The sequence below is a fragment of the Pseudomonas sp. DD1 genome, from assembly GCF_044510355.1.
GTDB classification, from domain to species: Bacteria; Pseudomonadota; Gammaproteobacteria; order Pseudomonadales; family Pseudomonadaceae; genus Aquipseudomonas; species Aquipseudomonas shahriarae.
Map to the genome: position 1 here is coordinate 61,021 of NZ_MSAJ01000008.1, position 13,773 is coordinate 74,793.

15 protein-coding genes are annotated in these 13,773 nt (G+C 61.1%); 8 read left to right on the plus strand and 7 right to left on the minus strand.

From position 1 onward, the window contains the following. Nucleotides 1-330: 330 nt before the first annotated feature. Nucleotides 331-1,650: a tRNA 5-hydroxyuridine modification protein YegQ gene (gene yegQ, locus PSFL_RS06560; protein ID WP_397469828.1), complete on the minus strand. Its 1,320-nt coding sequence runs from the start codon at nucleotides 1,648-1,650 to the stop codon at nucleotides 331-333. 161 nt (nucleotides 1,651-1,811) lie between these two features. Between yegQ and PSFL_RS06565 the strand changes: the two genes are divergently transcribed. Beyond that, nucleotides 1,812-2,879, plus strand: a complete 1,068-nt coding sequence (locus PSFL_RS06565; protein ID WP_115128547.1) for an AI-2E family transporter — start codon at nucleotides 1,812-1,814, stop codon at nucleotides 2,877-2,879. On the opposite strand, the gene PSFL_RS06570 is transcribed toward PSFL_RS06565, so the two are convergent. The 3 genes from PSFL_RS06570 to PSFL_RS06580 form a co-directional block, all read right to left on the minus strand. Further along, entirely contained in the window at nucleotides 2,876-3,055 is a 180-nt protein-coding gene (locus PSFL_RS06570; protein ID WP_057439464.1) for a hypothetical protein, read from the minus strand. The two genes, PSFL_RS06565 and PSFL_RS06570, sit on opposite strands and share 4 nt — an antisense overlap. A 109-nt stretch (nucleotides 3,056-3,164) precedes the next feature. Then, nucleotides 3,165-3,359 (minus strand): hypothetical protein, encoded by a 195-nt coding sequence (locus tag PSFL_RS06575; RefSeq protein WP_029296627.1) that lies wholly within the window; start codon nucleotides 3,357-3,359, stop codon nucleotides 3,165-3,167. A 231-nt stretch (nucleotides 3,360-3,590) separates the two neighbouring features. Next, the gene (locus tag PSFL_RS06580; RefSeq protein ID WP_169994850.1) at nucleotides 3,591-3,938 is read right to left on the minus strand and encodes a hypothetical protein; all 348 of its coding nucleotides are present in this window, start codon (nucleotides 3,936-3,938) and stop codon (nucleotides 3,591-3,593) included. Nucleotides 3,939-4,103: 165 nt separating this feature from the next. Here PSFL_RS06580 and PSFL_RS06585 point away from each other — a divergent pair, with 165 nt between their 5' ends. Further along, nucleotides 4,104-4,922 carry a shikimate 5-dehydrogenase gene (locus PSFL_RS06585; RefSeq protein ID WP_273866682.1) on the plus strand — a complete coding sequence of 273 codons (819 nt, stop codon included), beginning with the start codon at nucleotides 4,104-4,106 and terminating at the stop codon, nucleotides 4,920-4,922. Between the two features lie 131 nt (nucleotides 4,923-5,053). Here PSFL_RS06585 and PSFL_RS06590 read toward each other — a convergent pair whose 3' ends face one another. Beyond that, on the minus strand, nucleotides 5,054-5,701 hold the full coding sequence (locus tag PSFL_RS06590) for a YceH family protein (RefSeq protein ID WP_057439461.1): 648 nt from the start codon (nucleotides 5,699-5,701) through the stop codon (nucleotides 5,054-5,056). A gap of 115 nt (nucleotides 5,702-5,816) precedes the next feature. Here PSFL_RS06590 and PSFL_RS06595 point away from each other — a divergent pair, with 115 nt between their 5' ends. Further along, the gene (locus tag PSFL_RS06595; protein ID WP_397469829.1) at nucleotides 5,817-6,326 is read left to right on the plus strand and encodes a DUF1993 family protein; all 510 of its coding nucleotides are present in this window, start codon (nucleotides 5,817-5,819) and stop codon (nucleotides 6,324-6,326) included. 175 nt (nucleotides 6,327-6,501) lie between these two features. Here PSFL_RS06595 and sstT read toward each other — a convergent pair whose 3' ends face one another. Next, a complete protein-coding gene (gene sstT, locus PSFL_RS06600; RefSeq protein WP_397469830.1) occupies nucleotides 6,502-7,725 on the minus strand; it encodes a serine/threonine transporter SstT in 1,224 nt (407 codons plus the stop codon). A gap of 209 nt (nucleotides 7,726-7,934) precedes the next feature. On the opposite strand from sstT, the gene PSFL_RS06605 reads away from it, so the two are divergent. Further along, complete coding sequence (locus PSFL_RS06605; protein ID WP_057439459.1) at nucleotides 7,935-9,089, plus strand: MFS transporter; 1,155 nt, start codon at nucleotides 7,935-7,937, stop codon at nucleotides 9,087-9,089. Here the strand turns inward: PSFL_RS06605 and nhaR are convergent. Beyond that, nucleotides 9,086-9,985, minus strand: coding sequence for a transcriptional activator NhaR (gene nhaR, locus PSFL_RS06610; protein WP_115128544.1), 900 nt, complete (start codon nucleotides 9,983-9,985; stop codon nucleotides 9,086-9,088). The genes PSFL_RS06605 and nhaR overlap by 4 nt on opposite strands. A 148-nt stretch (nucleotides 9,986-10,133) precedes the next feature. Between nhaR and PSFL_RS06615 the strand changes: the two genes are divergently transcribed. The 4 genes from PSFL_RS06615 to mnmH all read left to right on the plus strand — a co-directional run bounded on the left by PSFL_RS06615 (nucleotide 10,134) and on the right by mnmH (nucleotide 13,393). After that, entirely contained in the window at nucleotides 10,134-10,385 is a 252-nt protein-coding gene (locus PSFL_RS06615) for a hypothetical protein (RefSeq protein WP_200660030.1), read from the plus strand. A gap of 29 nt (nucleotides 10,386-10,414) precedes the next feature. Then, on the plus strand, nucleotides 10,415-11,164 hold the full coding sequence (locus PSFL_RS06620; protein ID WP_057439456.1) for a TerC family protein: 750 nt from the start codon (nucleotides 10,415-10,417) through the stop codon (nucleotides 11,162-11,164). Nucleotides 11,165-11,258: 94 nt separating this feature from the next. Next, a complete protein-coding gene (gene selD, locus PSFL_RS06625; RefSeq protein ID WP_057439455.1) occupies nucleotides 11,259-12,293 on the plus strand; it encodes a selenide, water dikinase SelD in 1,035 nt (344 codons plus the stop codon). Beyond that, on the plus strand, nucleotides 12,293-13,393 hold the full coding sequence (gene mnmH / locus PSFL_RS06630) for a tRNA 2-selenouridine(34) synthase MnmH (RefSeq protein WP_397469831.1): 1,101 nt from the start codon (nucleotides 12,293-12,295) through the stop codon (nucleotides 13,391-13,393). Before selD ends, mnmH begins: the two co-directional genes overlap by 1 nt. The last annotated feature ends 380 nt before the right edge of the window (nucleotides 13,394-13,773 follow it).

Consider the following 13,773-nt stretch of genomic DNA (forward strand, 5'->3'; position numbering starts at 1 on the left):
TTGCGGTGCTTGATCTGGCTCCATCGCAGGCATGCCAGCTCCCACACTTGATCGGTGAACATGGTCAAAATATGGCAGTTGCTGGGGTAGTTAGGGATCTGATCTGGCAATTGCGGTGCTTGATCTGGCCTCATCGCAGGCAAGCCAGCTCCCACATGTTGAACTGTGAATGCAGTCAAATGTGGGAGCTGGTGGGGCAGTTCAGGATCTGATCTGGCAATTGCGGTGCTGGTTCTGGCCTCATCGCAGGCAAGCCAGCTCCCACATGTTGAACTGTGAATGCAGTCAAATGTGGGAGCTGGCTTGCCTGCGATGGGGCCCTAACAGCCGCTACACATCCCGCATCAACAACCCAAACCCGATATCCATGTCCAACGGCACCGGCACATACACCGTGTGCCCATCCCCCGGCGCCACCTCAATCGCCTCACCCTTGGCGTTATGCATCACCCCCAGGTCAAAATGGAAGTTCCCCGCCGGGGTCATCAATTCCAGGTGATTGCCCACGGCAAAGCGGTTCTTCACCTTGACCTCGGCCAGTTCCCCGCGCCGTTCGCCGGTCAATTCCCCGACAAACTGCTGTTGTTCCGAGACGGAGCTGCCGTTCTGGTAGTTCTGGTATTCGTCATGTACGTGGCGGCGCAGGAAACCTTCGGTGTAGCCACGCTGGGCCAGGGACTCAAGGTTGGTCATCAAGCCCCGGTCGAACGCACGACCGGCCACCGCATCATCAATGGCCTGGCGGTACACCTGAGTGGTGCGCGCCACATAAAAGTGGGACTTGGTGCGGCCTTCGATTTTCAACGAATGCACGCCCATCTGCGTCAGGCGCTCGACATGCTGCACCGCCCGCAGGTCCTTGGCGTTCATGATGTAGGTGCCGTGTTCGTCCTCGAAGGCCGGCATCTGCTCATCCGGGCGGTTGGCCTCCTGCAGCAGGAACACCTGGTCGGTGGGCGCGCCAAGGCCCAGGGTCGGCTCGGGCTGATACTGCTGGACGATATCGCCCACGGTGTTTTCGGTCGCGGGTGTGGCCTGGTATTTCCAGCGGCAGGCGTTGGTGCAGGTGCCCTGGTTGGCATCGCGCTTGTTCATGTAGCCGGACAACAGGCAGCGCCCGGAGTAGGCCATGCACAGCGCGCCATGCACAAACACTTCCAGCTCCATGGCCGGCACGTGCTGGCGGATTTCGGCGATTTCTTCCAGGGACAGCTCCCGCGACAGGATGATCCGGCAGATGCCTTGCTGCTGCCAGAACTCGACACTGGCCCAGTTCACCGTGTTGGCCTGCACCGACAGATGGATCGGCATCTGCGGGAAGTGCCGGCGCACCAGCATGATCAAGCCCGGATCGGACATGATCAGTGCGTCCGGGCCCATGGCGATCACCGGTTCCAGGTCCTTGAGGAAGGTTTTCAGCTTGGCATTGTGCGGCGCGATATTGACCACTACATAAAAGCGCTTGCCCTGGACCTGCGCCTCGGCGATGCCCAGGGCCAGGTTGGCGTGATCGAACTCGTTATTACGCACCCGCAAGCTGTAGCGCGGCTGGCCGGCGTAGACCGCATCGGCGCCGTAGGCAAAGGCGTAGCGCATGTTTTTCAGGGTGCCGGCAGGGGCGAGTAATTCGGGAGCGAGGACAGGGAGCATGGGATTCAGATCGCAAAAGGGCGGCAGGGTAGCCGAGCCGGGCCTGGCGGTTATTGATCTGGGTCTACGCTGTAGAAATAAAGATGGCACTCGCCGGATGCGCGGTGGACTAAGCAACAGGGCGCGCTGGGCGCCCGACGTTTTTCTGGCACGGATCGGACATGAACCAAACGAATCTGCAATTCAAAACCCTGCTATTGCTGCTGGTCCTGGTGACCCTCGCGTTTTTCTGGATCCTGTTGCCGTTCTACGGCGCGGTGTTCTGGGCGGTCATCCTCGGGATCATCTTTGCGCCTATGCAGCGGCGCCTGCAGCTCAAGTTTGGCTGGAACCGCAACCTCACGTCGCTGTGTACCCTGATGGTGTGCCTGGTGATCGCGATCTTGCCGGTGATCATCACCAGCGCCTTGCTGGTGCAGGAGGGGGCGACGCTGTACAAGAACGTCGAAAGCGGCAAATTGGATGTGGCGGGCTACATCGAGCAATTCAAGAACTTCCTGCCGCCGTACTTCCAGAACCTGCTAGATCGCTTCGGCATGGGCAACCTGGAAGGCCTGCGCGAGAAAATCGTCAAGGGCGCGATGCAGGGCAGCCAGTTCTTTGCCAGCCAGGCATTCAGCTTTGGTCAGGGCACCTTTGATTTCCTGGTGAGCTTTTTCATCATGCTCTACCTGCTGTTCTTCCTGCTGCGCGACGGCCCCGAACTGGTGCGCAAAGTGCGCACGGCGGTGCCGCTGGCCGAGCCACAGAAGCGTCGCCTGCAACTGAAGTTCAACCGCGTGGTGCGGGCGACCGTCAAGGGCAATGTGCTGGTGGCGGTGACCCAGGGGGCGCTGGGTGGCCTGATCTTCTGGTTTCTGGATATTCCCAGTGCGTTGCTCTGGGCGGTGCTGATGGCGTTTCTGTCATTGCTGCCGGCGGTGGGTGCCGGGATTGTGTGGGGGCCGGTAGCCGCGTACTTCCTGCTCAGCGGTTCAATCTGGCAAGGGGTGGTGCTGGCCTTGTTCGGGGTGTTTGTGATCGGCCTGGTGGACAACGTGCTGCGCCCGATCCTGGTGGGCAAGGACACCAAGATGCCGGATTACCTGATCCTGATCTCAACCCTGGGCGGCCTGTCGGTCTTCGGCCTCAATGGTTTTGTAATCGGGCCGTTGATTGCCGCGCTGTTTATTTCCAGCTGGGGGCTGTTTGTCGAAACCAAACCTCGGGTACGCCTGCCATTGCCCTAAGCCGAGAAACAATGGGCCATCTTGCGTGACAGGGCCTGGGCATCGGGCAGCGACGTCAGGGGGCCACTGATGGCTTCACCGTCGCGTACCAGGTACCAGCAGGCGAGCAAACCCAGCTCGCGAAGGGGGACAGGGACGGCACTGCCGACGACGGACATGATCTGGATAGTGGGCATATCTACCTCCATTGCTGATGGAGGTCACCTTACGGTGGCCCGGCGGCGAGGGAAAATCACCCTGCTCGATAGTCAACATCACTGTCATCGAGGCTGCACCGGCAGGGGCTCAGTCAACCACCTGGTCCAGCATGTGCAGCACTTCCTGTTCATTGAGCAGGCCCTTGTGGACCAGGTTTTCTGCCAGCAGCGAAAGAAACTTGGCGCTGCGATGGCCTTCCAGGTGCTTGAGCTCGGTCAAGGCGCTATAGACCTTGCTCGAGGTGCAGAGGCCGGCGGTACGGTGCGGATTTTGTGTGGGCATGCTGGGGCGTCCTTGTTGTTATGGCCTGTTATAGGGGACAGTTTTGATAGTGAGAGTGCCGTGTGACACAAACATGACAGCGCGGCCCCCCATTGGGCAAGTGCACGTTGCCCCTAATAATGTCGGAATTAACAGCCAGGGTTGTCCCCATAACGACCCTGGCGAGATTTACTCAGACCTGGCCACCCATAAAAAAGCCCCGCCGGGTGTGCGGGGCTTTTGCTGATGGGTTTACCAGCCACGCCCGTAATAGCCACGGGGCGGGCCGTAGTAGCCACGTGGTGGCCCGTAATACACGGGCGCCGGGCGGTAATACACCGGCTGCTGCACGTACACTGGCGCCGGCTGATAATAGACCGGTGGCGGGGCGGCATACACCGGCTGGGGCTGGTAATACACCGGTTGCTGCTGCACATACACCGGTCGATCATGGCTGGCGATCACAGAGCCCACTACGGCTGCGCCGACAACCGCACCCAATACGGCCGGGCCACCCCAACCGCCACCATGGGCGGAGGCTTGGCCGGCTACAGCAAGTGCACCGATCAGCAAAGCGATCCTGGGGATTTTACGAATCATGGTCTTTCCTCGGTTGGCCCCTGCGCTTGTGGTCTGCAATCAATAGACTCAAGGATTGTCGCGGGGATACTTTTAAGACAACGTATTTCAGGAAAACAGCACGGCCACTAGGTAAAGGTTGTGTAAGGTCTGTACCGATTTGCTTACTTCGAAGAGGCGTTACCGATGCTGATGAACCCCAACAAGGATACCCAGTTGTGCATGTCGCTGTCGGCCCGTCCGGGCAATTTCGGCCTGCGATTTCATAACCATTTGTATGAGCAGCTGGGGCTGAACTTCTACTACAAGGCGTTCAGCAGTCAGGACTTGAACGGCGCCGTGGCCGGGATCCGTGCCTTGGGGATTCGTGGGTGTGGGGTGTCGATGCCGTTCAAGGAAGCCTGCATCGAGCTGGTCGATGAGCTCGACGAATCGGCCCGCGCGATCGCCTCGATCAACACCATCGTCAACACCGCCGGGCACCTCAAGGCCTACAACACCGACTACATCGCCATCGAGCAACTGCTGCAAAAACACGCGGTGCCCAAGGACTCGACCTTCGCCCTGCACGGCAGCGGCGGCATGGCCAAGGCCGTGGCCAGTGCCTTGCGGGATGGTGGCTATGCCAATGGCGTGATCGTTGCGCGCAATGAAACGGCGGGCCGGGCCCTGGCGCAGAACCTGGGCTATCAGTGGCAGGCGACCTTGGGTGAAGCGCGCCCGCAGATGCTGGTCAACGTGACGCCGATCGGCATGACTGGCGGCGCCCAGGCGCAGGACCTGGCGTTTGCGGCCGACGCGATTGATGCGGCAGACACCGTGTTCGATGTGGTGGCCATCCCCGCCGAAACGCCGTTGATCGTGCGGGGCAGGGCCCAGGGCAAGCGGGTGATTACCGGCCTGGAAGTGATCGCGATCCAGGCCCTGGAGCAGTTCGTGCTGTACACCGGCATCCGGCCGACGGACGAACAGTTCCAGAAGGCGGTGGATTTCGCCCGGCAGTAAACACCGCCGGCCCATGTGGGAGCGGGCTTGCTCGCGAAGACGTCGGCCCAGCAAACATTGATGTTGACTGACCCACTGCTTTCGCGAGCAAGCCCGCTCCCACACAAGCCCGCTCCCATAAGGGGGGACGTTTATTCGAGGCGTGACAGGCGCTCTTCCAGCGCCGCAATCCGCGCCTCCAGCTCCTCGATGCGCTCCACGGAAACCCCACTGGCACTGCTGCGCTCCACCGGGCTACCGCGGGCGGCCAGGATCGCCTCGATATCCGCGGGATCGCCCAGGGAGTGGGTGTAGCGGTCTTCGCGCTGGCCGGCCTGCTTGGGTACTAGCACCGCCAGGTCACGGGCGATCAGGCGTTCCAGTTGATGCACCACCTGCTCGGCATCTTCAAAATCATGCATGCGCCCGCTGCGGGTCAGCAGTTCGTTGACCGTCTGCGGCCCGCGCAGGAACAGCAGGCCGGTAAGGATCACCTGTGCCGGCACCAGTTCCAGGGCCTTGTCCACGCGGTGTTCCCAGCGGTCGGCGCGACTGCCCATCACCAGCTTGGTAAAACCACGGCCCTCCAGGGCGCGCAGGCTCTGGCCAACCTGGCCCTGGCTGAGGTTCATCACCGGTTCCCGGCTGGTTTTCTGGTTGCAGGCCAGGACCAGGGCATTGAGGGTCAGCGGGTAGGTTTCCGGATTAGTGGCCTGTTTCTCGATCAGGCAGCCCAAAACGCGGATTTCCGTGCTGTTCAGGCGCGGCTCGGAAGAGGTGGTGTCGTGCTCGGCGGTCATCGCGCTTTCCCTATGCAGTGAGCCCACTAGCCTAATCCCGAAAAAATAAAAGACAAGCAGCGCTCATGTCTATAATCGCCGCTGTTCAAACCCTGTCACCACTGTCGAGACTGTCATGACTATTTCCCTGTACGCCGCTTCACTTCCGGTCTTCAAGCAAATGCTCAACGCCCTGAGCGATGTGCTGAACAAGGCCGAGGCCCACGCCACCGCCAAGAACATCGACCCTAACGCCTTGCTGCAGGCGCGTCTGTTCCCGGACATGTTCCCGCTGGTCCGTCAGGTACAGATCGCCGTGGATTTTGCCAAGGGCGTTTCCGCGCGCCTGGCTGAGATCGAAGTGCCGAAATACGAAGATACCGAAGTTACCTTCGCTGACCTGCAAGCGCTGATCGCCAAGGTCCTGGCCTTTATCGACACCATCATCCCGGCACAGATCGACGGCAAGGAAGGTATCGAGATCGTCACCCGTCCGGGCACGCCTAAAGAGAAGCGCTTCAGCGGCCAGTCCTACTTGCTGACCTACGGCCTGCCGCAGTTCTTCTTCCACGTCACCACCGCCTACGCCTTGCTGCGTCATAACGGTGTGGAAGTGGGCAAGCGTGACTACATGGGCGCATTCTAAGCCCCGAGTCACACCGCAAAACAAATGTGGGCGCTGGCTTGTGTGGGAGCTGGCTTGTCGGATCGCCGCATCGCTGCGATAGCATCACCTCGGTATCACTGATAGACCGAGTTGCTTGCATCGCAGGCAAGCCAGCTTCCACCCAAACCAGCGCCCACTTGCTTGCCGGGTTGTGTCAGGCCGGGTTCTTGTCTTCCTGGCCCAGGCACGCCGCAGCGGTGAACAACACGTCGGTAGACGAGTTCAGCGCGGTTTCCGCCGAATCCTGCAACACCCCGATAATGAAGCCTACGGCCACCACTTGCATGGCGATTTCACTCGGAATGCCGAACAGGCTGCACGCCAGTGGAATCAGCAACAGCGAACCCCCGGCCACACCCGACGCGCCACAGGCACAGATCGCTGCAACCACGCTGAGCAGCACGGCGGTCGGCAGGTCGACGGCGATGCCCAAGGTGTGCACGGCCGCCAGGGTCAGCACGGTAATGGTGATCGCGGCGCCGGCCATATTGATGGTCGCACCCAACGGGATCGACACCGAATAGGTGTCTTCATGCAGGCCCAGGCGCTCACTCAACGCCAGGTTGACCGGGATATTGGCCGCCGAACTGCGGGTGAAGAAGGCGGTGATCCCACTTTCACGCAGGCACAACAGCACCAGCGGGTACGGGTTGCGGCGCAGTTTCCAGAACACGATGGCTGGGTTGACCACCAGTGCCACGAACAGCATGCAGCCGATCAGCACCAGCAACAGGTGCGCATAACCTAGCAAGGCATCGAAGCCGGAAGCGGCCAGGGTCGAGGCCACCAGGCCGAAAATACCCAGGGGGGCGAAGCGAATCACCACGCGCACGATCAGCGTGACGCCGTTGGACAGGTCGGCCAGCACGGTACGGGTGGTTTCCCCGGCATGACGGATCGCGATGCCCATGCCGATGGCCCAGGCCAGGATCCCGATGAAATTGGCGTTCATCAGGGCGCTGATAGGGTTGTCCACCACGCTGAGCAACAGGCCCTGCATCACCTCGCCAATCCCGCCGGGGGCGCTGACGGCCACGTCATGGGTGCTGAGCACCAGGTTCGAGGGGAAGAGGGTGCTGGCAATGACCGCGACCACCGCCGCCGAAAAGGTGCCCAGCAGGTACAGGAACAGAATCGGCCGGATATGGGTTTCCTGGCCATGCTTGTGGTTGGCAATCGAGGCCATCACCAGCACAAACACCAGGATTGGCGCCACGGCCTTGAGCGCCGAGACAAATACCTTGCCGATAAACGCGGTGGACAGGGCCGCACTGGGCGACAGCAGGGCCAGCAAGATGCCAGCGGTCAGGCCGATGACAATCTGGGTGACCAGGCTGAGGCGCATAAGTCGTTGAAAGAGTGAGGGAGCAGCAGTCATAAGAGTGTCTCTAGTTTTTTTAATGTGTACAGCGCTATGCGGGGCGCGAAGTCTAACATGCTGTAGGAAATATCCAGTTTACTGCGGCATTCAGTCGCCAAGGCCGTGTGTGGCACGGTCACATTCTGTTAAGATTCGCCATCCTCTTCTTATATCTCTGTCAGCGGGCCTCAAGGCTAACGCTGGCGTCGCCGTTTCTGGAGTTGTGCATGTTGTTGCCCATCCTGCTGCTGTCCGCAGCCGGTTTTACCGTGTTGACCACCGAATTTGTGATTGTCGGGCTATTACCCTCCATCGCTCGCGACCTGGATGTGAGCGTGTCCCAGGCCGGTCTGCTGGTGACTTTGTTTGCCTTTACCGTGGCCGCGTTCGGGCCGTTTCTGACCGCGTATTTCGCGCGTTTCGAGCGCAAGCGTCTGTTTATCAGCATTCTATTGATGTTTGGCGCGGCCAATACCCTGGCGGCCCTGGCGCCGAATATCTGGGTGATGGCCGTGGCCCGCCTGATTCCCGCTCTGGGGCTGCCGGTGTTTTGGGCCCTGGCCAGTGAAACGGCAGTGGACATCGTCGGGCCGGACTACGCTGGCCGGGCGATTGCCAAGATCGGTTTCGGGATTGTCTGCGCTACCGTCTTCGGCATCCCGGTGGGCACCCTGATCTCCGATGCATTCGGCTGGCGCAGCGCCTTTGGCATCCTCGCCGGGGTGGCGATGCTCAAGGCATTGCTGCTGTTGATCTACCTGCCGGCCACCACCGTGAAAAAGGACGCGGTGACCCTGCGTTCGCAGTTCAAGATCCTGCGCAGCCCGTTGATGCAGGGCCATGTGTTGCTGTCGATCCTGGTCTTCAGCGGCATGTTCACCGCTTACACCTACCTGGCCGATATTCTGGAGCGCCTGGCCGGCTTCGATGGCACCCTGGTGGGCTGGTGCCTGATGGGCTTTGGCGCCGTCGGCCTGATCGGTAACTCCCTGGGCGGGCGCATGGTCGACAAGCATCCGCTGATCGCTTCCATGGTGTTCTGCGGCTTTATGATCGCCGGCATGGTAGCGCTGGTACCGGCGATCCACTCCACCCTCGGCCTGGCGGCGGCCATGGCGATCTGGGGCGTGACCCAGGCGGCGCTGTTTTTGGTCAGCCATGTGCGGTTGATGAAGGCCGCACCCCATGCGCCGGCATTTGCTGCGTCCTTGAACATTGCCGGGGCCAACCTGGGCATTGGCCTGGGCGCGATGGTCGGTGGGCGGGTGATCGACACCATGGGCCTGGGCAGCCTGGGGTTTGCCGCGTCGGGGTTTATCCTGCTGTCGATTCTCCTGGCCCTGTGGCTGATGACCGCCAAGACCCGGGTCGCCTGCGCCTAAAGCGCGGTAAACAGCTCGCGGCGAGCACCTTCGGTAATCGCCACGATGCCGGGGTGCTTGACCTTGCGCTCCACCGAGATGGCATAGAACGACTCGGTGACCGCGTCTGTCTGGCCAATCAATGCCACGCCGTATTGGCGTAGCACTTCCTCGGCAATCACGCTGGGGGCGATAAAAATCCCGCTGCCGGATTGGCCGAACGCCTGCATCAAGGCGCTGTCGTCGAATTCGCCGATAATCTTCGGACGGATCTGCTGCTCGGCGAACCAGCGCTGCAAACGGCTGCGCACCACGGTTTCTGCACCAGGAATCAACAGCGGCGCACCGTGCAGGCATTGTGGGAAATCGCCGCCGTGCAGGTCCGCCAACGCCTGGGTGGCGAAGAAGCTGATGCCACATTCCCCCAGCTTCTGGCTGTAGCCCTTGATATCCAGGTGCGTCGGCATCGGGCTGTCGGAGATCACCAGGTCCAGGCGCTGGATCGCCAGGTCGGCCAACAGCCGCTCGAGTTTGTCTTCGCGGCAGGTGATGCGCAGCGGCTCGCTCAGCTCCATGGTCGGCGCAATCAGGCGGTAGACGATGGACTTGGGCACCACGTCCGCCACGCCGACACGAAACACAATCTGTTGTTCATTGGGCTGGGCGCGCAACATCGCTTCCAATTCATTGCCGGTCTGGAACATCTGCTCGGCATAGGGCAGGGCCTGGCGCCCGGCCTCGGTCAGCTCCAACTGGCGGCCGACTCGTTGAAACAGTGCGATACCAAATGTCTGCTCCAGCAGGCTGATTTGCCCGCTGATGGTCTGCGGCGTGAGGTTCAGTTGCTCGCAGGCACGCACGATGCTGCCGGTCTTGGCGACCACCCAGAAGTAATGCAGTTGTCGGTAGTTGAGCATCAGGTGCCTCGGTTGCAGAGTGTTACTTCGTATAAATCGAAGTATAAGCGAAAAAAATACGAATTTTCCTGAAGTGTTCGCTTCCTTAGAATGCCTCGCTATCGCGGGCCCAATGCTTGGGCCCAACGGTTCTAACGAGGAATACATCATGAAACTCAATTCCCTGGGCGCGGCGTCGTTGCTTGCGCTTTCATTAGTGGTGCTCAGTGGTTGCGACCAGGTCGAGAAAAGCACGCAGCAGGTGCTGGGCAAAGCCAGCGAAGCGGCCAAGCAGGCCATTGACGACACCCATAAAGCCGCCGAACAGGCGTTGAGCGAAGCGACCCAGGGCTTGATCGCCCCCAAGGACGACGAGCAGGATCAGGACTCCGAGCCTGAGCCAAGTTCCAAAGAAGCTTAATTCCCCGTATACCGAGTCAGGACTGACCTATGGATTATCTTGTACAACTGGCCGCGAGCCCTACCGCCTGGGTGGCCCTGGCGACATTGATCGTCATGGAAATCGTGCTGGGGATCGACAACCTGATCTTCATCTCGATCCTCACCAATAAATTGCCGGAGCAGCACCGGGCCAAGGCACGGCGCATCGGCATCAGCATGGCGCTGATACTGCGCCTGGGCCTGTTGAGCACCATCGCGTTTATTGTGCAATTGACCTCGCCGGTATTCGAAGTCTTCGGCCAGGCGTTTTCGTGGAAGGACATGATCCTGATCGCCGGCGGCCTGTTCCTGGTATGGAAGGCAACCACCGAGATCCACCACAGCATGGACCCGGAGCCCGAAGAGAAGGCCAGCGTCGGCAACACAGTGGCTATCGGCTTTGCCGCGGCCATCGGGCAGATCCTGTTGCTCGACCTGGTGTTCTCTATCGACAGCATCATCACCGCCGTCGGTATGACCGAGCACTTGCCGATCATGATCATTGCTGTGGTGACTTCGGTAATCGTGATGCTGGTGGCGGCTGAACCCCTGGCCAAGTTCATCAACGACAACCCGACCGTGGTCATGCTGGCCCTGGGCTTCTTGATCATGATCGGCATGACCTTGATCGCCGAAGGCTTCGGTGCCCATGTGCCGAAAGGCTACGTGTACGCGGCCATGGCTTTCTCGGCTGCCATCGAGTGCCTGAACATTGCCCGGCGTAATCGCCACAAGCGTTTGCTCGCTGCCCGCCAGTAACCGCTGAACCCCAAAGGCCGGCTGCGCTCACAAGAGCCCAGCCGGCCTTTTGCTGTCTGTTAGAATCCCCGCACTTGATAGTTTGAGGTCCACCATGAACGAGCCGATTCGCCTGACCCAGTACAGCCACGGTGCCGGTTGCGGCTGCAAGATTTCGCCACAGGTGCTGGAGGTGATCCTCGCCGGTAGCGGTGCGCAGAACCTCGACCCCAAGCTCTGGGTGGGTAATGCCTCGCGGGACGACGCGGCGGTGTACGCCATCGATGACGAGCGCGGGGTGGTGTCCACCACGGACTTTTTCATGCCGATCGTCGACGATCCCTTCGATTTCGGGCGCATTGCTGCCACCAACGCCATCAGCGATATCTACGCCATGGGCGGCGATCCGTTGATGGCCATCGCGATTCTCGGCTGGCCGGTCAATGTGCTGGCCCCGGAAATCGCCCGGGAAGTGATTCGCGGTGGCCGTGCGGTGTGCGACGCGGCGGGCATTCCCCTGGCCGGTGGGCACTCCATCGACGCCCCGGAGCCGATCTTCGGCCTGGCCGTCACCGGGCTGGTGCACAAGCGTCATATGAAGCGCAACGACACCGCCACCGCCGGTTGCCGCTTGTACCTGACCAAACCCCTGGGCATCGGCATCCTTACCACCGCCGAGAAGAAGGGCAAGCTGCGGGAAGCCGATATCGGCCTGGCGCGGGACTGGATGTGCACCCTCAACAAGCCCGGCAGCCGCTTTGGCAAGCTGGCCGGGGTCAGCGCCATGACCGACGTGACCGGTTTCGGCCTGCTCGGGCACCTCGTGGAAATGGCTGACGGCAGCGGTTTGACCGCGCTTATCGAATACGAAAAAGTCCCACGCCTGCCAGGGGTCGAATACTACCTGGACCAGGGCTGTGTGCCTGGCGGTACGTTGCGCAACTTCGACAGTTACTCGCGCCAACTGGGCCGTATCAATGAGTTGCACAAGCGCGTGCTGTGCGACCCGCAAACCAGTGGCGGGCTGCTGGTGGCGGTCACGCCTGAGGGCGAAGCCGAGTTTCTCGCGGCAGCGGCCGAACTGGGGCTGAACCTTGCGCCCATTGGCCAGTTGGTCGAGCGACAGAGCCACGCGGTAGAGGTGTCTTGATGCCCATCGACATCACCGATTACCGCGATATCTTTCTTAACGACCGGCCGATGATGGATACCCGTGCGCCGGTCGAATTCGTCAAGGGTGCGTTCCCCTGCGTGGTCAACCTGCCGTTGATGAACGATGACGAGCGCCAGCGGGTGGGCACTTGCTATAAGCAGCAAGGGCAGCAGGCCGCGATTGTGCTGGGGCACCAACTGGTCAGCGGCGCAACGCTGCAGGAGCGACTGGCGCGCTGGACCGCGTTTGCCCAGGCCAACCCTGACGGTTACCTGTATTGCTTCCGTGGCGGCTTGCGCTCGCACTTGGTGCAGAAGGTGCTCAAGGACGAAGCGGGGATCGACTATCCCCGGGTCGGCGGTGGCTACAAGGCTATGCGTACCTTCTTGCTGGAGACCGTGGACCAGGCTGTGGAACAGTGCGATTTCGTCCTGCTGGGTGGCCTGACCGGCAGCGGCAAGACCGAAGTGCTCCAGCAACTGCGCAATGGCCTGGACCTGGAAGGCTACGCCAACCACCGGGGCTCCAGCTTTGGCAAGCGGGCCACGGGCCAGCCGTCGAATATCGACTTTGAAAACCGCCTGGCGGTGGACGTACTGAAAAAGCGCGCGCGGGGCATCGAGCAGTTTGTGCTTGAGGACGAAAGCCGCATGATCGGTAGCTGCGCTTTGCCGCTGAACCTGCACCGGGGCATGCAGGTGTACCCGATGGTGTGGCTGGAAGAGAGCCTGGAAAACCGCGTCGAGCGGGTCTTGCGCGACTATGTGATCGACCTGTGCGCGCAGTTCAACGCCGAGTTTGGCGAAGCGGGCTTCAGCCTGTTCGCCGAGCGCCTGGTGCAGAGCCTGGCCAATATCCACAAGCGTCTGGGTGGGGAGCGCTACCAGCGCTTGCACGGGCTGATGCAGGACGCCCTGGCCGAGCAGGCCCGCTCGGGGAACGTGGATTTGCATCGCGGGTGGATTGTCGGGCTGCGTGAATACTACGACCCGATGTACGCGTTCCAGCGTGAGAAGAAGGGCGCCCGGATCGAGTTTTCCGGGGAGCAGGGCGCGGTGGTGGAGTATCTGCGCGAGCGTGCTGCCCGGCGCGGGTGATTGGTTGGTTTTCAGGGCCCCATTGCAGGCAAGCCAGCTACACATCTCTTTAGTGATTTTTAGGTTTGTGTACATATCCGTTGCTGCGGTCATGGCCACTTAGGGTTCCGCCCTTACGGCGGCTCACTTTGGAAAAGCCCCAAAGTAAGCAAAGGGCTTTTGCCCCACCACTCGGCACCTCGCCTAGGCTCGGTGTGCCCGTCATCCGACATTGATTTGGGGGGCCGCCGCGATGGGCCATCCATGGCCCAGCGCGGCTAACCCGGCGTCCTGCCGGGTTACCCCCCAAATCAAAATCGGATGACGGCCAGCGTGGTTTAACGGGGCGCCTCAGATCAAGATCAAGATCAAAAGCAAAGCGAGGCGGCCTGGTAGCCGAC